Source organism: Frigoribacterium sp. CFBP 13712 (assembly GCF_014842255.1).
In the GTDB taxonomy this organism is placed as follows: domain Bacteria; phylum Actinomycetota; class Actinomycetes; order Actinomycetales; family Microbacteriaceae; genus Frigoribacterium.
Window position 1 is genome coordinate 155285 of the sequence record NZ_JACYVH010000006.1, and the last position, 22118, is coordinate 177402.

At 71.7% G+C, this 22118-nt stretch carries 21 protein-coding genes; 14 read left to right on the forward strand and 7 right to left on the reverse strand.

The genetic code is table 11. The annotated features are described in order from the left end of the window. Positions 1–140 precede the first annotated feature (140 nt). From IFT51_RS11760 to IFT51_RS11800, 9 genes are all read left to right on the forward strand, one after another. Positions 141–2432 (forward strand): glycoside hydrolase family 3 N-terminal domain-containing protein, encoded by a 2292-nt coding sequence (locus IFT51_RS11760; RefSeq protein WP_244637262.1) that lies wholly within the window; start codon positions 141–143, stop codon positions 2430–2432. A gap of 215 nt (positions 2433–2647) precedes the next feature. Then, the gene (locus IFT51_RS11765) at positions 2648–3175 is read left to right on the forward strand and encodes a hypothetical protein (RefSeq protein ID WP_192061260.1); all 528 of its coding nucleotides are present in this window, start codon (positions 2648–2650) and stop codon (positions 3173–3175) included. Positions 3176–3288: 113 nt separating this feature from the next. Further along, positions 3289–4077: an ABC transporter ATP-binding protein gene (locus IFT51_RS11770; protein ID WP_192061261.1), complete on the forward strand. Its 789-nt coding sequence runs from the start codon at positions 3289–3291 to the stop codon at positions 4075–4077. Then, positions 4074–5543 (forward strand): FtsX-like permease family protein, encoded by a 1470-nt coding sequence (locus tag IFT51_RS11775; RefSeq protein ID WP_371740775.1) that lies wholly within the window; start codon positions 4074–4076, stop codon positions 5541–5543. The genes IFT51_RS11770 and IFT51_RS11775 overlap by 4 nt, the downstream gene beginning before the upstream one ends. A 171-nt stretch (positions 5544–5714) precedes the next feature. Continuing rightward, the gene (locus IFT51_RS11780) at positions 5715–7562 is read left to right on the forward strand and encodes an alpha/beta hydrolase (protein ID WP_192061262.1); all 1848 of its coding nucleotides are present in this window, start codon (positions 5715–5717) and stop codon (positions 7560–7562) included. Continuing rightward, on the forward strand, positions 7562–8263 hold the full coding sequence (locus IFT51_RS11785) for a hypothetical protein (protein ID WP_192061263.1): 702 nt from the start codon (positions 7562–7564) through the stop codon (positions 8261–8263). Before IFT51_RS11780 ends, IFT51_RS11785 begins: the two co-directional genes overlap by 1 nt. A gap of 3 nt (positions 8264–8266) precedes the next feature. Beyond that, entirely contained in the window at positions 8267–8947 is a 681-nt protein-coding gene (locus tag IFT51_RS11790) for a hypothetical protein (protein ID WP_192061264.1), read from the forward strand. Positions 8948–9094: 147 nt separating this feature from the next. Beyond that, positions 9095–9631: a hypothetical protein gene (locus IFT51_RS11795; protein ID WP_192061265.1), complete on the forward strand. Its 537-nt coding sequence runs from the start codon at positions 9095–9097 to the stop codon at positions 9629–9631. 33 nt (positions 9632–9664) lie between these two features. Continuing rightward, positions 9665–10315 (forward strand): hypothetical protein, encoded by a 651-nt coding sequence (locus IFT51_RS11800; protein WP_192061266.1) that lies wholly within the window; start codon positions 9665–9667, stop codon positions 10313–10315. Positions 10316–10334: 19 nt separating this feature from the next. Here the strand turns inward: IFT51_RS11800 and IFT51_RS11805 are convergent, their stop codons facing one another. Then, positions 10335–11414 (reverse strand): GTP-binding protein, encoded by a 1080-nt coding sequence (locus tag IFT51_RS11805; protein WP_192061267.1) that lies wholly within the window; start codon positions 11412–11414, stop codon positions 10335–10337. A gap of 63 nt (positions 11415–11477) precedes the next feature. Here IFT51_RS11805 and ykgO point away from each other — a divergent pair, with 63 nt between their 5' ends. Both ykgO and IFT51_RS11815 read left to right on the forward strand, forming a co-directional pair. Further along, a complete protein-coding gene (gene ykgO, locus IFT51_RS11810) occupies positions 11478–11600 on the forward strand; it encodes a type B 50S ribosomal protein L36 (RefSeq protein ID WP_192061268.1) in 123 nt (40 codons plus the stop codon). Positions 11601–11649: 49 nt separating this feature from the next. After that, on the forward strand, positions 11650–11985 hold the full coding sequence (locus IFT51_RS11815) for a hypothetical protein (protein WP_192061269.1): 336 nt from the start codon (positions 11650–11652) through the stop codon (positions 11983–11985). A gap of 83 nt (positions 11986–12068) precedes the next feature. Here IFT51_RS11815 and IFT51_RS11820 read toward each other — a convergent pair whose 3' ends face one another. The 4 genes from IFT51_RS11820 to IFT51_RS11835 form a co-directional block, all read right to left on the reverse strand. Continuing rightward, the gene (locus tag IFT51_RS11820; RefSeq protein WP_192061270.1) at positions 12069–13241 is read right to left on the reverse strand and encodes a zinc-binding alcohol dehydrogenase family protein; all 1173 of its coding nucleotides are present in this window, start codon (positions 13239–13241) and stop codon (positions 12069–12071) included. Positions 13242–13559: 318 nt separating this feature from the next. Continuing rightward, positions 13560–15194: a PepSY domain-containing protein gene (locus IFT51_RS11825; RefSeq protein WP_192061271.1), complete on the reverse strand. Its 1635-nt coding sequence runs from the start codon at positions 15192–15194 to the stop codon at positions 13560–13562. Then, entirely contained in the window at positions 15191–15988 is a 798-nt protein-coding gene (locus IFT51_RS11830) for a YcnI family protein (protein ID WP_192061272.1), read from the reverse strand. The genes IFT51_RS11825 and IFT51_RS11830 overlap by 4 nt, the downstream gene beginning before the upstream one ends. Before the next feature lie 117 nt (positions 15989–16105). Further along, positions 16106–16810: a hypothetical protein gene (locus IFT51_RS11835; protein ID WP_192061273.1), complete on the reverse strand. Its 705-nt coding sequence runs from the start codon at positions 16808–16810 to the stop codon at positions 16106–16108. Positions 16811–17209: 399 nt separating this feature from the next. Here IFT51_RS11835 and IFT51_RS11840 point away from each other — a divergent pair, with 399 nt between their 5' ends. Further along, positions 17210–17806, forward strand: a complete 597-nt coding sequence (locus IFT51_RS11840; RefSeq protein ID WP_192061274.1) for a hypothetical protein — start codon at positions 17210–17212, stop codon at positions 17804–17806. Positions 17807–18280: 474 nt separating this feature from the next. Here IFT51_RS11840 and IFT51_RS11845 read toward each other — a convergent pair whose 3' ends face one another. Together IFT51_RS11845 and IFT51_RS11850 are read right to left on the reverse strand one after the other, a co-directional pair. After that, the gene (locus tag IFT51_RS11845; RefSeq protein ID WP_192061275.1) at positions 18281–19330 is read right to left on the reverse strand and encodes a TerC family protein; all 1050 of its coding nucleotides are present in this window, start codon (positions 19328–19330) and stop codon (positions 18281–18283) included. 186 nt (positions 19331–19516) lie between these two features. Further along, positions 19517–20002, reverse strand: a complete 486-nt coding sequence (locus IFT51_RS11850; RefSeq protein WP_192061276.1) for an SRPBCC family protein — start codon at positions 20000–20002, stop codon at positions 19517–19519. A gap of 272 nt (positions 20003–20274) precedes the next feature. Between IFT51_RS11850 and IFT51_RS11855 the strand changes: the two genes are divergently transcribed. Beyond that, a complete protein-coding gene (locus IFT51_RS11855) occupies positions 20275–21090 on the forward strand; it encodes a sugar phosphate isomerase/epimerase (protein ID WP_192061277.1) in 816 nt (271 codons plus the stop codon). Continuing rightward, positions 21087–22118 (forward strand): Gfo/Idh/MocA family oxidoreductase (locus IFT51_RS11860; RefSeq protein WP_192061278.1); only part of this gene is annotated, 1032 nt, incomplete at its 3' end. The genes IFT51_RS11855 and IFT51_RS11860, both read left to right, overlap by 4 nt.

The window sequence follows — 22118 nt, forward strand, 5'->3', positions numbered from 1 at the left end:
ACCCCTCAGACCAGGAGGCGCGAGCCGACATGACCGACACCGCCCAGCGACCGCAGTCTCCCGCGACCGACACGGCCGAGGCGACCCTCCTGCGGGGCGAACCCCGTGCCTCCGGCCGGGTCTCCGCTCTGCTCGCCGACATGACCCTCGACGAGAAGCTGGCGCAGCTGGTCGGCTGGTGGGTCGACCAGGGGGCCGAGAACGTGGCGCCGATGCAGGGCGAGATGGCCACCTCGGGCGACTACGAGGAGGCCACCCGGCACGGACTCGGGCACCTGACGCGGGTCTACGGGACGCGACCGGTCGACCCCGCCGAGCGCGCCTCCTGGTTGTGGCGCGAACAGCGTCGCCTGCGCGACGAGACCCGTCTCGGGATCCCGGCCCTCGTGCACGAGGAGTGCCTGACCGGGCTCGCCGCCTGGCAGGCCGCGACCTTCCCGACGCCGCTCGCCTGGGGCGCGTCGTTCGACCCCGAGCTGGTGGAGCGGATGGCCGAGCTGATCGGCGGGTCGATGCGCGAGCTCGGGGTGCACCAGGGGCTCGCACCCGTGCTCGACGTGATCCGCGACCCGCGCTGGGGGCGGGTCGACGAGTGCATCGCCGAGGACCCGTACGTGGTGGGCACCATCGGCACCGCCTACGTGAGGGGGCTGCAGAACGCCGGGGTGCATGCGACGCTGAAGCACTTCGTCGGGTACTCGGCGTCGGCGGGGGGGCGCAACCACGCCCCGGCGCAGATCGGGCCGCGGTTCGTCGAGGACGTCCTGCTGCCGCCGTTCGAGATGGCCGTGCTCGACGGCGGGGTCCGCTCGGTGATGAACTCGTACGCCGAGATCGACGGGGTGCCCGTCGCCGGGACCCCGTCGTACCTGACCGATCTGCTGCGCCGCCGGTGGGGGTTCGACGGGGTCGTCGTGTCGGACTACTTCTCGGTGGCGTTCCTGCAGGTGATGCACGCGGTGGCGGCCGATCGGGGCGAGGCCGCCGCGCTGGCCCTCGAGGCCGGCATCGACGTCGAGCTGCCGACCGGCGACGCGTACCTCGCGCCGCTGGCCGAGCGGGTGCGCGCCGGGCTGGTCGACGAGGCGCTGGTCGATCGGGCCGTGCTGCGCGTGCTCGCGCAGAAGGAGGAGCTCGGCCTCCTCGACGAGACCTTCGAGACGCCGCCGCCCGCCGCGTTCGACCTCGACTCGAGGGAGCACCGCGCCGTCGCACGTCGACTGGCGGACGAGTCGGTCGTCGTGCTGACGAACGACGGGGTGCTGCCGCTGGTGGGTGCGGGTGCGGGCCCGGCCTCGATCGTGGTGCTCGGGCCGAACGGCGACAGCGCCGAGGCCCTGATGGGCTGCTACTCGTTCGTCAACCACGTGCTGGCGCACCACCCGGGAGTGCCGCTCGGCATCGAGCTGCCGACCGTCGCCGACGCGCTGCGGCTCGAGCTGCCGGGCGCCGATGTCACGGTCGTGGCGGGCTGCGACGTCGAGGGCGACGACCGGTCGCGCATCGACGAGGCCGTGGCCGCCGCCCGCGACGCCGAGGTGGCGATCGTGGTGGTCGGCGACCGCGCCGGCCTGTTCGGTCGCGGCACCGTCGGCGAGGGCAACGACGTCGAGAGCCTCGAGCTGCCGGGGGTGCAGCGTGACCTGGTGGAGGCGGTCGTCGCCACCGGCACGCCCGTGGTGATGGTCGTGCTGTCGGGGCGGCCCTATGCGATCGGGTGGGCGGTCGGTGGCGCGGGGGCGCCGGCGGCCGTCGTGCAGGCGTTCTTCCCGGGGGAGGAGGGCGGCGCCGCCGTCGCGGGCGTCCTCACCGGGAGCGTCGAGCCCTCGGGTCACCTGCCCGTGTCGCTGCCCCGTTCGGCAGGAGCGCAGCCGTTCTCGTACCTGCACCCCGTGCTCGGCGGCCCCTCGGAGGTGGCGAGCGCCGACAGCACGCCGGTGCTGCCGTTCGGCCACGGGCTGTCGTACACGACGTTCGAGCGGACCGACCTGGTGGTCGGGTCGCCGGCCGGCTCGTCGGGTTCGGCCGGCTCGGCGGGTTCGGCCGCGGAAGTGGCCGCCGGAGGCTCGTTCACCGCCTCGGTGCGCGTCGCCAACACGGGTGACCGGCGCGGCACCGACCTCGTGCAGCTCTACGCCCGCGACGTGATCGGCTCGGTCACGAGGCCGGTCGCGCAGCTGCTCGGCTACGCCCGGGTGACGCTCGAACCGGGTCAGGAGGCGCGGGTCGAGTTCGATGTGCCCACCTCCCGTCTGGCGTTCACCGACCGGCACGGCCGTCGCGTCGTCGAGCCCGGCGACGTCGAGCTGTGGGTGGGCCCGTCGTGCGACGCCCGCGAGACGGAGGCGCGCATCCTGCTCACCGGCGACGTGCACCCCGTCTCCCTGACCGACCCCCGGCTGGTCGGAGTGACGACGCACCCCCATCGGTAGCCGCCGCCCCGCCCCGCCCCGCCCCGTCGCCCGCGCCGCGCCATGAACCGCGTTCGCGAAGATGAACCGCGATACATCGCAGTTCATCTTCGCGAACGCGGTTCTTCGGTGCGGCGGCGGCGGACCCGCCGCGGGCAGCCAGGGGGATAACCCCCGCGCGGGTCTGGGTGCGGGCGTCATAGGGCCGCGCGGCGCACGTCGCGAGGATCGTAGGCATGGAAGATCACGCCGCCCCCACCACGCCCACCACCACCCGCCGCCGTCTGCGCGCCGGGGCGCTCGCCGCCCTCGGAGTCGCCGGCATCGCCGCCCTGACCGGCTGCTCGTCGATGGTCAGCGCCGCCGAGGAGGCCCTCGGCAGCGAGCAGGTGCAGCAGCGCCACTACGACACGTACGCCGATGCTCCGAGCTCGCGCACCTCCGACGACGTCGCCTGGTTCATGCCCGACTGGGTGCCCGCCGACGCCCGCGACATCGACGTGCGTCTCGACACCGAGCAGCCCGGTTACGAGCTGTCGTTCACCTCGGCGGAGGGTGTCGACCTCGACGCCTGCGAGCCCGTCGACGGCGATCTCGGCGGACCGGCGATGCCGACCGAGACGCTGCCGCAGCCCCTCCCGACGACCGGTCTCGTGTCGTGCGGCGACGGTCGCGTGACCGCCACCGTCGACGACCGCTGGGCCAGCTGGACGACCCTCGAGGCCGTGCCCGGCGACGACGGCGGCAGCACGCTGCGCCGCTGACCCGCGCCTCCGCGCCGGTCTCGACCCGCGCCTCCTCGCCGGTCTCGACCCGCGCCTCCTCGCCGGTGCCGACCCGCGCCTCCTCGACCCCTCTCTCCGACAGGACCCCCCTCATGACCCACCCCGCAGCCCACCCCGCCACCCGCACCAGCCGAGGAGGCGCGGCGCCCGTCGCCCGCGTCGAGAACGTCACGAAGTCGTTCGGCCTCGGCGACGGCCGCGTCGACGCTCTGCGAGACGTGTCGCTCGACCTCCGCGCCGGGCAGTTCACCGCCGTGATGGGCCCGAGCGGCTCGGGCAAGTCGACGCTCATGCACATCACCGCCGGGCTCGACCAGGCGACCTCGGGCCGGGTGATGCTCGGCGACACCGACATCACGCGCCTCGACGACACCCAGCTGACGCTGCTGCGCCGCCGCCGGATCGGCTTCGTCTTCCAGGCGTTCAACCTCGTGCCGACGCTCGACGTGTCGGCCAACATCGAGCTGCCGTTCCGGCTCGACGGCCGCCGCGCCTCCGTCGAGGAGCGCGCCTGGATCGACTGGCTCGTCGGCACCCTCGGCCTCGACTCGCGTCTGACGCACCGGCCGCATCAGCTCTCGGGCGGACAGCAGCAGCGCGTCGCGATCGCCCGCGCGCTCGCCACCCGGCCCGATCTGATCTTCGCCGACGAGCCCACGGGCAACCTCGACTCGAAGGCCGGCCGCGACGTGCTGGAGGTGCTGCGCACCGCCTCGCGCGACCACGGCCAGAGCATCGCCATGGTCACCCACGACCCCGTCGCGGCGAGCTACGCCGACCGCGTGGTGTTCCTCGCCGACGGACGCATCGTGCACGAGGTCGGCGCCAGCACGCCGGCCGAGATCTCGCAGGTCATGCTCGAGCTGGAGCGCGCCGCGTGAGCGCCACCACGGTCGACCGCACCGGCGCCCGCGGCTCTGCGCCCACCGGAGCCCGCGCCGCAGCCCGCTCCGCCCTCGGCGACCAGCTGCGCGAGCACCGCCCCAGCGTGCTCGTCGCCGCGCTCGGCACCACGTTCGGCGTCGCCCTGCTCTCGGTGTCGCACGTCTTCGAGCAGCTGATCGCGTCCGACCCGGCGGTCGCGGCCAGCGGCACCGTGTCGACGATGCTCGATCTCGTCGCGTCGGTCTTCGTCGGGCTGGCCCTCTACGTCGGCGCGATCGTGACGGCCAACACCTTCACCACGGTGGTCGCCGGTCGCACGCCGACGATCGCCCTGATGCGCCTGCTCGGCTCGTCGGCCCGAGACCAGCGTCGGGTCGTCGCCCGCGAGGGGCTCGTCGTCGGCGTCGCCGGTGCGCTGATCGGCGTCGTCGTCGGCACCCTGCTGGTCGTCGTCGCCGTCGGCGTGCTGGTGGCCCGCGGCACCCTGCCCGACCTCGACTACTCGTACGTCTCGGTCGGCGGCCTCGTGCCGGCCGTCGCCGTCGTCGCGACCACGGTCGCCGCCGCCTGGATCGGCTCGCGTCGCGTGCTGCAGGTCACCCCGCTGCAGGCCACGGGCGTCGTGCAGGAGGAGCCGGTCGGCTCGCGCCCCCGCCGGGTGCTCCGCACGGTGCTGGCGGCGCTGCTCGTCGTCGGGGGCGGCGTGCTGCTGCTCGCCGGGGTGCTCATGGGGCTCGCGAACGAGGCCGGCGTGCTCGTCGCCTTCGTCGGCGGGGTCCTCTCCTTCTCGGGTGTCGTCGTCGGCGCCCACACGGTGATGCCCGCCGGGCTCGCCGCGGTCGGCCGCCTGTTCGGCTCGGGTCAGGTGGCGCGCCTGGCCGCCGAGAACGCCGTGCGTCAGCCCGAGCGCAGCACCCGGGCGACGATCGGCATCGTGATCGGCGTGACCCTGGTGACGACGATGTCGGTGGCGCTCGAGACGCTCCGCAGCTTCATCGGCAGCATCCAGCAGGACCCTGCCTACGCGGCCGAGCTCGACACCATGTTCACGACGACGCTGCTCGTCATGGCGGGCCTCGTCGGCTTCTCGGCCGTGATCGCCGCGGTCGGCATGGTGAACGACATGTCGCTCAGCGTGCTGCAGCGGCGGCGCGAGCTGGGGCTGCTGCGCGCCGTCGGGTCGACGGTGGGCCAGATCCGCGGGATGATCCTGCTCGAGGCGGCGCAGATGGCCGTCACGGCGATCGTCGTCGGGGTCGTGCTCGGCACCGTCTACGGCTGGGCCGGGGCGCAGTCGCTGCTCGGGGCCGCCAACCAGGGGATGCTGATCGCGCCGACGCTGCCCGTGCCGCTGCTCGTCGGGCTGGCGCTGACGGCAGCGGTGCTGGCTGGGGTGGCGGCGCTCGTGCCGGCTCGCCGGGCGACCTCGGTGACCCCGGTCGAGGCGCTCGCCGCCCGCTGAGCCGCGCCGCGCCTCCTCGGCTCGCACTGCACCCCGTTTTCGGCGCTGCACCCCGATGGATGCGGGTGCAGCGCCGGGAACGGGGTGTCGCAGGAGGCGCGGGGGACGCGGGCGGACGGGGTGTACCTTCAGAGGCACAGACAAGTGGGTTCACGCGGGGGTGTGGTGGGCATGACGACGATCGAGTTCGACGATGGCGCGGCCGATGCGTTGATCGCTGCGGCGGACGGGGCGTCGAGCGACCTGGGTGAGCAAGCGTTCACGAACCGGTTCTCGGTCGAGGGCGTGGTGGCGGACTTCAAGGGCGCGTACGCGACTCTCTTCACGCAAGCCAACATCGTGCGATCCGAGGACACGCTGTCGTTGACTGGTGTGCTCACAGACCTGATGACTGCCGTGGGTGAGTCCAGGCGACAGGCTGACGACGAGCGTCAGCGTCTCTCCGACCTGTCTGACTGGAAGAAGCGAGAGGCCGAGCGCGAACGTCAGCGTGGATCTGGTGATGTGCTCCAGGAGTCTTCGGCGTTCGTCTCGGAGCTCGTCGACCGAAGACCGTCGGAAGTTCCGATCAGGGCGACGCCCATCTCCGTTGCCTACAGCGCCCGCGAGCGAAACCGCACACGTGGCGGTGCGTCCGGTGGAACCTCGTCAGCTGATCCAGACGTGCTGCGGACCTTCGTCGGCATGAGTCGAGCTTCCGATCTGAGCACGGCTCAGCACGTGATCCAGATGAAGAACGCTTGGACGCGTTTCGCGTCGGCATGCTCATGGGTGCCCATCGAGTCGTCGACGGCGATCACGAGTCTCGACACCCTCATGGCAGAGAACGCACTGGACGCGACCTGGATCGAGGGGATCGCGGCGGAGTTCGATGCGGCGGGCGGCGCGTCACTGCCCGACCTGCGGCTGGATGGAGTGGTCATCACCGCCGCTTCACCGGCACTCACCAAACTGCTGCAGCCCGGTCTCACCCCTGCTGAGGTCGCCGAGGCGTACGCGCTGCTGCCGCAGTCAGACGCATACATTGAAGGATTGCCGCTCGTTGCTCAGTACTTCCTGGCCAACCTGGACGGCGTCCCTGCGGTCTCGCGGGACGTTGCCTCCCGTGCCGTTCTGGATGCCGCCGTCGCGAATCCAGAAGCGGTAGCGCAGTTGATGGGAATCGTGCCGGACGGGCCGCTGGCCGAGCAGGACTTCGAGGAGCAGGTTGTCGCGCTGAGGAAGGCGGTGGACCAGGCCGACCTAACGGCGAAAGAACTGCTCGGGCAGGATGGCGCCTCGAGCATTGCGCAGCTTGTCGGTTTTGGTGTGCACGACGGGGCCGTCGTGGCCGCCATCTCGCTTGGCGACCTTGACACCGCTTCCAACGTAACCGTGAACGTCCCAGGGATGAAATCGAACGCGGGGGAGATGAAGTCGGCGTTGACGGCAGCGGATGAGCTGGTCCGAGCCGCTGTGAGAGGGAACCCGGACGCTAGCTATGCCGTCGTCTCGTGGATGGGCTACAACTCGCCTAGTGAATTCGAAGTGGCGTCTCCCGCTCGTGCGTTGTCCGGGGCAGCCGAACTTGCGTCGTTCATGGACGGCCTGCATGAAAGTCGTGCCGACGTCCCGGCGGACTCATACTCCGTCATGGCCCACTCATACGGTTCGACGACGACGTCGGAGGCATTGCTGCTGACCCAGCATCGTGTCGACTCGTTCATCTCCTACGGTTCCGTGGGGTTGACGAACGAAGCGACGGTCTATGACCTCAACGCCGATGAGGTCTATGCGACTCAGGCCTGGGGAGACGGGCTCGCGCCTGTCGGGCTGGCTCTCGGTCTCGGTACGCGAACGAACCCGACGATCGTCGACGGTGTGCACGTATTCTCGTCCGGGGCCGGACCGGGTACCGAGGCTGTGACGCAGCATGACATGTTCTTGGATTCCGGGTCCGACCAGAACGGGTACCTCTCGGCGGACACGACATCCCTCAAGACCATCTCGCAGATCGTCGCTAATGGAAGACCGGACTGATGAACGAAGTCAAGAACCAACGCCTGCATCATGTCGCCGCGTTGGTGGCGACGATCCTGGTGCTCGTGACGACAGGCTGCGGGACGAACGCGAAGAACGGAGATGACGTGGTGAGACAGGGTGGACGGGACGCCGCCGGGTTGACGCAGGCAGAGGTCGCCGGGATGTCGCTGGAAGACGAGTTCGGGTTGGCATCGGAGCGGTACGTCAAGATGCAGGGCCTGCTCGAGGAGGCGCAGCTACAGATCTCAGACGGCTCGTGGGTCTGGATCGGTGGTGATGTGCTCCCGGTCATGGGTGGGGCCAATGCGTACGGTGAGGCGCCTGAGGGTGCCAACGAGGACAACAGCTACTACGTCCGTACCAGCCGAAACGTCAAACTGAAGGGGACGACGGGCGAGCGTGCCGATCTCGATCCGATGATCCAGTACTTCGACGAGAAGGGCTGGGAGTCGGGCAGCATGAAGATCGGCCGGAACTTCGAGGCCAGGGCCGACACCGGTGACGGGTGGTGGGTCATGTACACGGTTCGACCTAACGGGCAGTACACGGTGGATGTGTACAGCGAGGTGTTCTGGACGAACGACTCGAGTGAGCTGCGTCTGGCGATCGGCAAGCGGGACGTGACACCGTTTCCGCGCGAGTCTGTGCCGGGCGAATACGAACTATTCCCCTCGTGGAGCGATCCGGTTCAGCCTTAGTTCATGATCAGACCTGGGGGTGTTCTTCGAGCCGTAGTGCTGTCAGTGGTGACGGTGCTCGCGGTGGCGGGGTGCGCCTCCGGGGCGGGGTCGACAGGCGAGGATGCACGGGACGCGGCGGGGTTGACGCAGGCAGAGGTCGCTGGGATGTCGCTGGAGGACGAGTTCGGGTTGGCTGCGGACCGGTATTCGGAGATCGAGTCCGTGCTCGAAGAGGCGCAGCTGCAGGTGTCGGATGATGCGTGGCGGTGGAACGGCGGGGATGTGCTGCCGAGCGCGGGCGGTCCGGGGTCGTTCGGTGAGCCATTACCGGGGGCCGATGGTGACAACAGCTATTACTTCCGTGTGGGTCGGACGCTTCGGCCGGAGGGTGCCAGTGGTGCGGTCGCTGGTCTCGAGCCGATGAGCTCGTACTTCGATGAGAAGGGGTGGAAGTACGGCACCCGCGAGAGCGGCACGAAAAGCGAGGTGCGCGCTGACACGGGTGATGGGTGGTGGCTGACGTACACGGTGCGTGACAACGGGCAGTACTCGTTGGTCGTGTATAGCGAGCTGTACTGGACGAACGACGCGGGCGAGTTGCGACTAGCGATCGGCAAGCGGGACGTGACTCCGTTCCCTGAGGAGTCCGTGCCGGGCGAGCATGAGCCTTTCCCCACGTGGAGCGACCCGGTTCAGCCGTAGATCGTGACGCGACCTGGGGGTGTTCTTCGAGCTGTGGTGCTGTCAGTGGTGATGGTGCTCGCGGTGGCGGGGTGCGCCTCCGGGGAGAGGTCGGCGAGCGAGGATGCACGGGATGCCGCGGGGATGACTCAGTCGGAGGTGGCTGGGATGTCGCTGGAGGACGAGTTCGGGCTGGCGGCTGAGCGGTATGTCGAGATGCAGGGCGTGCTCGAGGAGGCGCAGGTGCAGCTCTCGGACGGCTCATGGTTCTGGAACGGTGGTGACGTGCTTCCTGTCGCAGCGGGGGCCGACGCGTTCGGCGAGGCGCTGCCTGGTGCGGACGATGACAACTCGTACTTCTTCACAGCGGGGAGGATTCTCGAGCCGGAGGGTGCCGAGGGTGAGCGGGCGGATCTCGATCCGATGATCGCGTATTTCGACGAGAAGGGCTGGGAGTCGGGCAGTCGCGAGATCGGCCGCAATTTCGAGGCGAGAGCCGACAGCGGTGACGGGTGGTGGGTCACCTATACGGTTCGTCCGAACGGCCAGTACTCCCTCGCCGTGTACAGCGAGCCGTTCTGGACGAACGACTCGCGTGCGTTGTTCTCGGCGATCGCCGATCGTGATCCGGCCGATTTCCCGCAGGAGTCCGTGCCGGGCGAGTACTCGCCGTTCCCTTCGTGGGACGACCCGGTGCGGCCGTAGATCGTGATGCGATCTGGGGGTGTTCTTCGAGCGGTGGTGCTGTCTGTGGTGACGGTGTTCGCGGTGGCGGGGTGCGCCTCCGGGGCGGGGGCGGCAGGCGAGGACGCACGGGACGCGGCGGGGTTGACGCAGGCGGAGGTCGCCGGGATGTCGCTGGAGGACGAGTTCGGGTTGGCTGCGGAGCGGTATTCGGAGATCGAGGCCGTGCTCGAGGAGGCGCAGCTGCAGGTGTCGGACGATTCGTGGCGGTGGAACGGCGGGGATGTGCTGCCCAGTGCGGGCGGTCCGGGGTCGTTCGGTGAGCCTCTGCCCGGCGCGGATGGAGACGACAGCTACTCCTTCCGAGCAGGCCGATCACTCCGGCCCGACGGTGCCAGTGGTGCGGTCGCTGATCTCGAGCCGATGAGTTCGTACTTCGATGAGAAGGGGTGGAAGTACGGAACCCGTGAGAGTGACACGAAGAGCGAGGTGCGCGCCGACACCGGTGACGGATGGTGGCTGACGTACACGGTGCGTGACAGCGGGCAGTACTCGTTGGTCGTGTACAGCGAGTCGTACTGGACGAACGACTACAGCGCCTTGCTCGCTGCTGTCGCTGATCGGCTCCCGACCGACTTCCCTGAGGAGTCTGTGCCAGGCGAGTATGAGCCTTTCCCCTCGTGGAGCGACCCGGTTCGACCGTAGACCCCGCCCCACCTCGGCCTCAGCCGGCGGCCCAGACCGGGAACGGGTCGGCGAAGTCACGCCATTCGGCCGGATCCCGCAGCAGTTCGGCATCGCTCAGGAGGCACGAGTCGAGCTCACGACGGATCGTCGCCACGTCGAGATCCAGACCGAAGAACGCGATCTGCTGACCGTGCGGCGAGTCGGGGTGCCACGACGGACTCGACGTGGGGTCGAGGCTCAGCATCTGCCCGACGCTCGACCACGACCCGACCCGGTCGCACCGCGTGGCGAACTGGGTGAACCCGCGCGATCGCAGCACCGTCCCCACGGCCCCCGGCGCGAAGGTGCGCTCGACGACGGCGGCGAGGCGCTCGGGGTGGAACGGGCGCTCGTCGCGGTAGACGTAGGTCGTGATCGTCCCGTCGTGGGCGAGGTCGGGGGTGTGCTCCGAGAGGGCCTGCATCCAGCCGGCTGCGCTGCCGAGGTGCGCCGCGCCTCCTCGGGTCGCCAAGGAGGTGCGGGTCACCTCGTCGACGGGCAGCACCGCCGCCTCGGGTGCGAGCCTCGCCAGCAGCCGCTCGAGCGTCCGGCGGTCGGCGGCGGGCACGGCGTCCGTGTCGGCGAGGGCGACGACGGTTGCGTACTCGACCAGTTCGACGACGTGCTCGGCGGCGCGGAACCGGTCGTCGACACCGCCCAGCACCAGCTCGGCGAGGTCGACCGCGCTGACGACGGAGACGACGTGCTGCAACAGCGACCGGCCGTCGGGCAGCCCCAGATCGGCGTCGAGCAGCGCGCCGAGCATCAGCCCGGTGGGCCGCAGCGGGGTGCCGGGTTCGACCGAGGCGACGATGTCGACCGCGGCGCCGTCGTGGGCGAGGTCGAGCGCGAGGCGGTGGACGGTGTCGACGGCGGTGTGCGGGTCGGGACTGGGGCCTAGGTCGGGGTCGAGGTCGGGTCGGGGCTCGGGCTGGCGCTCGCGCTCGGTGGAGAGTCGTCGGCTGGCGGGGCCGGCGAGCTCGTCGGCGAGGCGTCCGACGAGGGCTGGGCTCTGGCCGCCGACGAGGACGACTCCCCGGTGTCGCGAGAGCCGAGGGGTGGGCAGCGGTTCGATCATGCCCCTAAGCTAAGTGATAACTGTTCTCAGTAACAAGCTGGGGACGCTGATGAAGGAGGCACGGTGAAGGTCCGCAACTCGCTCAAGGCTCTGAAGGCGATCCCGGGGTCGCAGGTGGTGCGCCGCCGCGGCCGCGTGTACGTGATCAACAAGAAGAACCCCCGGTGGAACACGCGACAGGGGTGAGTGCTGCCGAGGTCTCCGGTGTCGGAGGTCTCGCCTAGCGTCGGCTCGCATGGGAGTCCAGTCGTCGTTCGTCAACGCCGCCGCCGCGCTCGCGAAGCGGCCGCACGAGCATCCTTATGCGATCCCGCCCATGCCGGGAGGGCAGGGGCTCTGGCTGATCCGGCAGGGTGCGGCTGCGCCGCTCGGCTTCGTCAGGATGCGCCCGGTGCTCGGGGGGTACGCGTTCGACGTCTACGCGCACTGCCGTGACGACGGCGGGCGCCGCCCCTGGCTGCACACTGCGGGGAGCCTCGACTCGGCGGTCGCCTGGGCGGTGCAGCACGACCGCGAGATCCGCGCGCTGATCGCCCGCTGTGCCCCCGAGCCCGACGTCTGGCCGGCGTGAGTGAGCACCGGTGGACGCGCGCCAGCACCTTCGCCCCGCGGTGAGTGCGGTGTCGGCTCGACCCGCGCCTCCTCGGCCCGGCTCTACAGGCGGACGACGAGCTTCTGCGCCGAGACGCCGGCCCGCTGGCGGTCGACCGCACCCTGGATCGCGGCGAGTCCTTCTCCGGTGACCAGCGCCTCCGGCATCGGACGCAGCGAACCGTCGGCGAGACCGCGGGGCAGCACCTCGCCCCAGAGCCGCTCGCCGAGGTCGTCGTCGCGCAGGCTGCTGCCCCAGATGAATCGCGCCGTCACCCCCGCCTGCCGCGCGGCCAGCGCCGAGCGCGCCGTCGCCAGCCCGAGGCGCGCGAAGGTCGGCAGGGCCGACGGGATGAGCCTCCGGCCGGCCGCGACCTCGGCGAGCGACACGGGGGTGCTCGCGATCGCGAGGCGCGTCCCTCCTGTGCGGGCCAGCAGGCGGATGCACGCCTCGGTCGAGCCGGCGCCGATCGCGACCGCCCCCGCGACGGTGCGACCCGCGATCACCGCGACGAGCTTGTCGACCACCTCGGGGTCGCGGTAGTCGTAGACGTGGGTCGCTCCGAGCTCCCGCACGGTCTCGGCGTTCACGGCCGACGCGGTGCTCAGCACGTCGTAGCCGGCCGCCGTCGCCAGCTGCACCGCGTTCATCCCGACGCTCGACGAGCCGCCCCAGACGACGACGACCTCGCGCTCGGCCGGTGCCGCGCCTCCTTCGGTGGGTGAGGGGTCGCGTTCGGCCGGCGCCGCGCCTCCTCGGGATGTCGGCGGGAGTCGCAGCCCCAGGTGCCGCTCCTGGAACAGCGCGCACGCCGCGGTCGACACCCCGAGCGGCAGCACCGCGGCCCGCTCGAACGACAGCCCGTCGGGGATCACCGTCGTCAGCCGCTCGAGCAGCGCCGTGTAGTGCTGGAACGCCCCCTCGCGCGTCGAGTCGCGCCCCTTGTCGGTGCCGGTCGCCAGCCCCGCGACCCGGTCGCCGACCACGAGCCGCGTCACGTGCGAGCCGATCGCGACCACCTCGCCCCCGACGTCCGTGCCGAGCACCGCGGGATGCGCGAGCCAGCGGTACGTCAGCTGCCCGGTGCCCTGCACCACCCAGTCGAGCGGGTTCACGGCGACGGCGCGCACCCGGACGACCACCTCGTCGGGAGCCGGCTCGGGCAGGGCGGCCGGGCCGACCTCGAACGGGGTGCGCGGTGCGCGCAGGAACGCGGCGGTGTTCGTGCGGGGCATGCTCGGTCCTGACGTCGGGGGTGCGCGGGGGCGCGGGGTGGTCGGGTGCACGGGTTGTCGGGTACAGCATGGCGCGCCTGCCGGGGTGTGCAAATCGCGACCGTTCCGGCGGTTCGGGGCGTCATAGCCCGGTTCTTCGCAGTGCGTGAGCGTGCACAGGTCGGGTTCGGCCCGCCGGAGCAGCCGCGCGCGGTCGCGATTTGCACAGATCCGGCTGGCGGCGGTCGCGATTTGCACAGGCAGGGGGCGGGGCGGTCGCGACCCGCGCCTCCTCGAGTCGTCAGCGCTGCGCCGCGCCGAGGAGGCGCGGGTCGCGGATCAGCGTCGACTCGCCATCCAGAGCGCGTCGCCGACCACGAACACGACCAGCGTCACCCCGAGCAGCGGCAGGAACAGCGCCAGCACTCCTCCGACCGCGAGCACCAGCGCGACACCCCACCACGGCGCGCGCGCCAGCGCCCCGGCCGGCGCAGCACCCACCCGCGCACCGCGCGTCGGCCGCCGCTTCCACCACATGAGGTACCCGAACACGACCATCGCCGCGATGCCGAGCGCCGTGACCGCGAGCAGCAGCTGATTCGCCAGGCCGAACATCGAGCCCATGTGGGTGTCGACACCCCAGCGCGCGAGCTTCGCCATGACCGGGTAGTCGGCGAAGTCGGTGCGTCCGACCACCTCGAGCGTCGACCCGTCCACCGCCACGGCGTCGACCTCGGTCGGGAAGCTGCGCTGGATCTCGGTGACCGTCCAGGCGCTCGCGGCGTCGGCGGGCGGCTTGATCTCGACCAGTCCGGTGTTCACGTTGACGGTCCGGGCGACGGCGAGCACGGCGTCGAAGTCGGCGGGGTCCGCGTCGGCGACCGGCGCCTCCTCGGCTCCGTGGTGTCCGGCGTGCGGGTCGGCCGCGACATCGGCCGCGTCCGCCGCAGACGACCCGGATCCCGACCCGGCCCCAGCACCCGACCCCGCACCGTCAGTGGGCAGCGCCGTCGTCAGCGCGGGGTTCGACCAGCTGAGCGCCGACCGCAACCCGGTCACGTTCTCGCCCGCGAACTGCGACCACGTGATGCCCGTCGCCGAGAGGAACAGCGCCCCGACGAGCAGCCAGATCCCCGTCGACGCGTGCCACGAGAAGATGCGACGGTAACCGGTCGAGCCGGTCTCAGGCCGCAGCATGCCGCGTCGTGCCCGGGCGCGATCCGCCGGACGCGCCCGCCGACGGGCCGCCCGCCACCGCACCAGCCACAGTGCCCCGCCCGCGACGACGACCACGCCGAGCCAGCTGGCGGCCAGCTCGCTGTACAGCCGACCGGCGTCGCCGAGCCCGAGACTGCGGTGGAAGTCGCTCACCGCGGTCCGCAGCGGCAGCGCCCCGCTCGTCCCGTACACCGGCAGATCGCCCCGCACCTCGGCGGTCGCCGGGTCGACGAAGATCGCCCGGGTCTGACTCTCGATCAGGTCGTCGCCCGTGAACATGACCCGCGTCGTGTCGCCCGCCTCGGGAGCGGGCCGCACCGCGACCAGCGCCCCGTCGTCGCCCACCACCCGCTCGGCGGCCTCGATCTGGTCGGCGAGCGGCAGCGCGGGTGCCTCGGCGCTCGCAGCAGGCACCGTGAGCTCGTCGGCGTACACGACCCGCTCGATCGACGGGGTCAGCGCGTAGGCGGCCCCGGTCAGCGCCGCCACGAGGATGAACGGCCCGACCAGCACCCCCGCGAAGAAGTGCAGCCGCAGCAGCATCGGCGCGAACCAGCCGCGGCGCGGTGCGGCAGGGCGCGGCGCAGCAGAAGGCGCGGCCGAGGAGGCGCGGGTCGCGTCGACCGCGGAGCCCCCGTCCGTCGAGTGGTCCGTCGCGACCGCCTCGGAGTCGCGGGGTGACTGCGGGGGCCGACCCGCGCCTCCTCGGCTCCCTGCGGTGTCGGGTGCGGCGGTGTCGTGCGTGGGGGCGCTCATCGACGGGCCTCCTGCTGGCGACGGAGGCCGATGGTCAGCAGCACGACGGCGACGACCCCGACGGCGAGACCGGCGAGCCCGAGCAGACGGGCAGTGTCGTCGATCGGCGCGGCGGCGGTGGCGTCGGCGGCGGTGGCCGTCGTGGCCGACCCGTCCGCCGAGTCCGTCGCGCCCGCGCCCGAGGCGGCGTCCGTCAGCACCAGCGCGGGCGCCGGTTCGTTCGGCTCGGGGTCGTCGGGGTCGGAGGAGGGCAGCTCGCTCCACGCGTACGACCCCGACTCGCAGGTCTGCACGGTCGGGAACGCGACGAGGTCGCCCGCCTGCCCGTCGACCGGCAGCAGCGCCGAGATCTCGACCGTGTCGCGGAACCCGTCGGGCAGCGGGGTGTCGGCCGTGTACGTCACGGTCGTCGCCTCGAGCACGGTCGGGTCAGCGGGCGGGGCGGACTCGGTGATGGTCCAGCCGGGCTTCACGGTGGGGGTGACCGACTGGACGCCGGCGGGCAGCTCGATCGCGAGCGAGGTCGTCGGCGAGCCCTCGCAGCCGTGCCCGACGGCGAAGGTCAGCACGCTGAGCGTGGCCGGAGCGGTCGACGAGGCCTCGAGCTCGACGTGGGCCGAGGCCGCGAGGGGAGCGCCGAGGGCGAGGGCGAGCCCCGCGGCGCCGGCGACGAGCGCCGCGGCGAACGGACGGGAGCGGGAGGCCGAGGAGGCGCGGGAGGCGCGGGCGGTTCGGGCGGTTCGGGCGACGGAGTCGAGATGAGAGTCGTGGCGGTTCTGGGTGCGCGAGCGCATGGCGATGCTGGTCCTTCGGATGGGCGGGGTGATCCCCGGGGTGCGGTCGTCCGGCGCGGCCGCACCCGGACGGGGCGGCGGCACGCCGGGACCACGCGAGTCAGGCGACCCGCGCGGTCAGTGGGCGAGCACCCCGACCGGAGGGCCCCGCAGCCCCCGCGTCGTGCCGAGCAGCGACGACGCCCGGCGGCAGGCGGCCCAGACGTGCTCGCCGACGAGGCGCCGTCGACGACAGACCAGCGCGACCGGATCGACGAGCGCCGCGATCGCCGACGCGAGCGCCGCGACCAGAGCGGTGATCAGCGCCGTGACGAGGCGGCCGAGGTGCGACGACGCGATCGCGGTGCCGACCGTGACGGCGACGCTGCGAGCCAGCTGTCGCACGGCCGAGGCCCCGAGACGCAGCGCGATGATCGTGACGACGCCCGCGACGACGTGCGCCCAGACCATCGTCCCCGACGGCATGGCGCCCATGTCTCCGGATGCGGCCGCCACGTCGGGCATCGTGACGAGGTGCGCGTGCGCGCCGTGACCGGTGGACCCGGCCGAGGAGGCGCTGGTCGGGTCGACGCCGACCGAACCGTGCCCGAGCGAGCCGTGCCCGAGCGAGAAGACGACGTGCAGCAGCCCCTGCAGCAGGCCGATCGCGACGACGAGGTTCGGCAGGGCGACGCGGCGACCGCCGGCGGCGAAGCAGCCGAGCACGCCTGCGACGAACACGAGCGCGAGGAGGAGCGGCGGCGGGAACGCGCCCCCGCCGAGCGAGTGGGCGGTCGCCGTGACGAGCACCCCGACCGAGGTGGACAGGACGGCACGCAGCATGCGTTCCTGTCGAGCCAGCACGTCGCCTCCCAGCGGTCGAGACAACGGTACCCGAGCGCTCCTGCCGCCCCGCGCCTCCTGCCGGGCCGTCCCGCCACCGTCTCGACACCCCGCCACCGTCTCCCGTGGCGGGGTGTCGAGTCCGTGGCGGCGCACCCGGCGCCACCGCGCCAGGAGATGGACACGACGCCACTCCTAAACCCGGCGTCGTGTCCACGACCTGGCGTGCTGGCGCCGCACCCCGCCCGCGCCCGCTGACCCGCGCCTCCTGCACCGTCGGCGTGCTGCGCGCCCCTGCGGCGGGTTCGCGTCCTCCGCGGCGGGTCAGCGCTGACCCGCCCCCGATGACACCGACCCGCCGCACCCTCCCGTTCCGGGCCAGCCCGCTAGGGTCCCCTCATGAGCACGACGACGCGTGCGACCCGCCGCCCCCTCGACCCGCCGCGCAGCACGTCCGAGGGGCGCCTCCGCCGTGCCGCCCTGTGGCAGCTCCTGCTGCCGGTCGTCCTGATGGGTCTCTACGCGCCGGCGAGGTTGCTCGACGACGACCGCACCCCCGCCGATCTGCTCCTGTGGGGCATGCTCGTCTGCCTCGCCGGCCTCTTCATCACGCAGCTCGTCGAGTTCCGGCAGGTCGGCGCCTGGCGCACCCTTCCCGTCGAGCCGGGCGAGCGGATGCTGTGGGGGACGTCCGCCGCGTGGATCCTCCCGACCGGTGGTGCGGGTCACCCGGGCTCGTTCGCCCTGTCCGACCGGCGCCTGCGGTACGTGCCCGGTCCGACCGCGCGCCTCCGGGGGACGGCACCCGCCGAATGGCCCGTCGCGCGCCTCCTGAGCGTGGCCGTCAGCCCGGTCGACCACCGCCGCCGGCTCCGAGGAGGCGCGTGGGTCGTCATCGAGATCGCCGACGCCGATCCCGTGACCGTCCTCACCCCCGAGCCGCACGCGGTCGCCGCCGAGCTGCACGAGCAGCTGCTCCGCACCCGCGCCCGCTGACCCGCGCCTCCTGCCGGGCATCCCGCCACCCCGCCACCGTCTCCCGTGGCGGGGTGTCGAGTCCGTGGCGGCGTGGCCCGCCCAGCGCCACCGCGCCAGGAGCTGGACACGACGCCACTCTTAAACCCGGCGTCGTGTCCACAACCTGGCGTGCTGGCGGCGTGGCCCGCCCGCGCCTGCCGACCCGCGCCTCCTGCACCATCGGCATGCTGCGCCCGCCGCCCCTGCGGCGGGTTCGTGTCCTCCGCGGCGGGTCAGCGCTGACCCGCCCCCGATGACACCGACCCGCCGCACCCTCCCGTTCCCGCCCAGCGCCACCGCGCCAGGAGATGGACACGACGCCACTCTTAAACCCGGCGTCGTGTCCACAACCTGGCGCGCTGGCGGCACCACGCACCCCGCACACACGAAGGAGGCGCGGTGCCGGCACCAGCCGACCCGCGCCTCCTCGGCGTCACGGGATCACGAGCGGGGTCAGTGGCGACCCGCACCCTTGTCGTTCGCGTCGTCCGTGGCACGCGTGACCGGCTCGCCCTCGACGGTCGCGCGGTCGTTCTTGTTCTTGTCGCCGCGGGTCTTGGCGAGGCTCGCGACCGTCGCGACCGTGATCGTCGCGCCGATGAAGAGCAGCGAGAACCAGATCGGGATCTCGGGCACCGCGAGGATCGGCTCGCCGCCGTTGATGAAAGGCACCTCGTTGACGTGCAGGGCGTGGAAGACGAGCTTCACACCGATGAACGCGAGGATGACGGCGAGACCCTGCGACAGGTACACGAGACGCTCGAGCAGACCGCCGATCAGGAAGTACAGCTGGCGCAGACCCATCAGCGCGAAGGCGTTGGCGGTGAAGACGATGTACGCCTCGTTGGTCAGACCGTAGATCGCGGGGATCGAGTCGAGCGCGAACACCAGGTCGACGAAGCCGATCGCGATGACGCAGAGCAGCAGCGGGGTGACGAAGCGCTTGCCCGAGATCTTGACGGTGAACTTGTCGCCGTTGAAGTCGTCGTGCACCGGCAGGATGCGGCGCGCGATGCGGACGAACATGTTGTCGGCGGCGTTCCCGCCGTGGTCGCCCTTGAGCTGCTGGTAGGCGAGCACGAACAGCAGCGCACCGAAGATGTAGAAGACCCACGAGAAGTTCTCGATCAGGGCGGCGCCGGCGGCGATGAAGCCCGCGCGCATGATGAGCGCGATGACGATGCCGATCATCAGCACCTTCTGCTGGTACATCCGCGGGATGGCGAACCCGGTCATGATCAGCAGGAACACGAAGAGGTTGTCGATCGACAGCGCCTTCTCGGTCAGGTAGCCGGCGAAGTACTCGCCTCCGTAGCCCCAGCCGTTCGTGACGCCGATGCCGACGCCGAACAGCAGCGCCAGGCCGATGTAGAAGGCCGACCAGCGGGCGGACTCGCCGATCGTGGGCTCGTGCGGCTTGCGCACATGGGTGAAGAACTCGTAGACGAAGAAGGCGATCGTCACCGCGATGGTGATGAGCCAGGTGGTCAGCGATATGTTCACGGGGTTGGGCTCCGGGTTTCGGGCTGGGGCTGTGAGGCGCGTTGGCGGTCGGTGAGCAGGGTTGCGTCGACCGTCGGGATGACTCCCGAGATGAATCTACGTGAGAGTCCGCTGTGGGCGTGCCGCCAAGCAGCCGCCACGCTCCTGTGAAGCTGCAGAGCGTGCAAAGTCCTGGTCAGGCCGCGATCAGCGCTCGACGCCCACGCGGTCGAGCTCGGCGCCGATCCCCGTCAGCACTCGGGTCATGTAGGGCCCCCAGGCGAAGCGCACGATGCCGCGCACGATCGCCCCCGCGCCCGGCTTCGCGGTGAACGAGTACCGCCAGCGCACGCGCGTCCCGTCGCCGTCCGGCATGTAGCGCCAGGCGGCCCGGCCGCCCGAGACGAGCTTCTCGAGCGGCCCGTGGAAGTCGGTCAGGTCGTAGATGAACAACGAGGGCGTGTCGACCCGGGTGACGGTCTCGCGCACCGACCCGCCGCCGGAGAGCTCGAGGAGGCGCGTCTGACCGGGTGCGTCCCACCCGCCGGTCTGCCCGTGCACCGCCTGCACCTCGGGCAGCGGTCCCCACTTCGGATAGAAGCCCACGGGGTCGAGCGGGGTGCCGATCTCCCAGGCGCGGTGCAGCGGCGCGGTGGTCGTGATCTCGCGGGTGGCGCTCGCGGTGGTCGTCATGCCCGGTGGTTCGGAGTCGCGGCCCGGATCGGCAGGAGGCGCGGTGCGAGCGGGTGCAGGAGGCGCGGTGCGAGCAGGTGCAGGAGGTGCGGTGCGAGCGGGTGCAGGAGGTGCGGTGCAGCCGACCCGCGCCTCCTCGGCTCCGCACCCGCGCCTCCTCGGCTCCACGCGCTGGCCGCCGATGATCGAACACCTTTTGCATGTGCGTCGACAGAAGTAGTTGAATGGTGTCCGGCGTTCACATCGGACCACCGGAACGAAGGAGTATCCCCATGAGCAGCTCACCCTCAGTCCAGCTCTACAGCGTGCGCGACGCGATCTCCGCCGACCTGCCGGGCAGTGTCGCCCGTCTGGCCGAGATCGGCTTCACGAAGGTCGAGCCGTACGGCTTCGCCGACAACCCCACCGACATCGCCGCCGCGCTGACCGCGGCCGGTGTCACGGCGCCGACCGGTCACAGCGCCGTGATCGACGCCGACGACTCGCAGCGCGTCTTCGACGCCGCGAAGGAGATCGGTCTCGAGACCGTCATCGACCCGTTCATCCCGAGCGACCGCTGGCAGACCGCCGACGACGTCAAGGCGATCGCCGAGCGCGTCAACGTCCTCGCCGACGAGGCCGCCGGTCACGGGCTCCGCTTCGGGTACCACAACCACCAGTGGGAGTTCACGAACAAGGTCGACGGCCGCCCCGTCTACGACCTCTTCGTCGAGCTGCTCTCGCCCTCCGTCGTGCTCGAGCTCGACACCTTCTGGGCCACCGTCGGCGGCGCCGACACCCCCGCCGTGCTGAAGTCGCTCGGCGACCGCGTGCAGTTCCTGCACATCAAGGACGGCAAGGTCAGCGGCGACATCGCCACGGCCCTGCCGAGCAGCGAGAGCGCACTGATCGTGCCGGAGGCGCTGGCCGCCGCATTCGAGAACCAGACCCCGGCCGGGCAGGGCGACGTCGATGTGCGCGCGATCCTCGCCGCCGCACCGCACGCCCTCCGGGTCGTCGAGTTCGACGCCTACTCGGGCGACGTGTTCGAGGGCATCGCCGCGTCGTACGCGTGGCTCGCCGAGAACGACACGGAGGCGACCGCGTGAGCGCCGCATCCGCCTCCTCGGCCACCTCGTCCGCCGCCCGCGGTTCGGGGCCCGTCGGCGTCGGCGTCATCGGCGCGGGTGTCATCAGCGGCACCTACCTCGAGAACATGACGAGGTTCGCCGACCTGAAGGTGCTCTTCGTCGCCGACCTCGACCTCGATCGCGCTCGCAGCCAGGCCGAGACGTACGGCGTGCCCGGGCACGGCACGGTCGACGAGCTGCTCGCGATCGACGAGATCGAGATCGTCGTCAACCTGACCATCCCGGCCGTGCACGCCGAGGTCGGTCGTCAGATCATCGCCGCCGGCAAGAACGTGTGGAGCGAGAAGCCCCTGGCCCTCGACCACCAGTCGGGCAGCGACCTGCTGGCTGCGGCCGACGCCGCCGGCGTGCGCGTCGCGTGCGCACCCGACACGGTGCTCGGCGCCGGCATCCAGTCGGCCATGCGGGCCATCGCCCGCGGCGACATCGGCGAGCCGCTCTCGGCGACGACGATGTTCCACGTGCCCGGCCCCGAGTCGTGGCACCCCAACCCCGACTTCCTGTTCGCCGTCGGCGCGGGCCCCCTGTTCGACATGGGTCCGTACTACGTCAGCACGCTGGTGCACGCCTTCGGCTCGGCCAGCAGGGTGAGCGCCGTATCGTCGAAGTCGTTCGACACGCGCACCATCGGCAGCGGTCCGCGTGCCGGGCAGACGTTCCCCGTCGAGGTGCCGACGCACCACGCGGCCCTGATCCAGTTCGAGGGCGGGCAGTCGGCGCAGTCGACCTTCTCGTTCCAGAACGCGCTGCCCCGGGCGGGCTTCGTCGAGATCAGCGGCACCGAGGGCACCATCGTGCTGCCCGACCCGAACATGTTCGAGGGCGACTCGACGCTGTGGCGCTTCGGCCACGACGAGCCCGAGACGCTCACCGCCGTCGGGTCGACGTACGGTCGGGGGTCGGGCGTGCTCGACCTGGCCCGGGCGATCCGCGGGGGCGAGAGCGAGCGGGCCAGCGGCGCGGTCGCGGCGCACGTGCTCGACGTG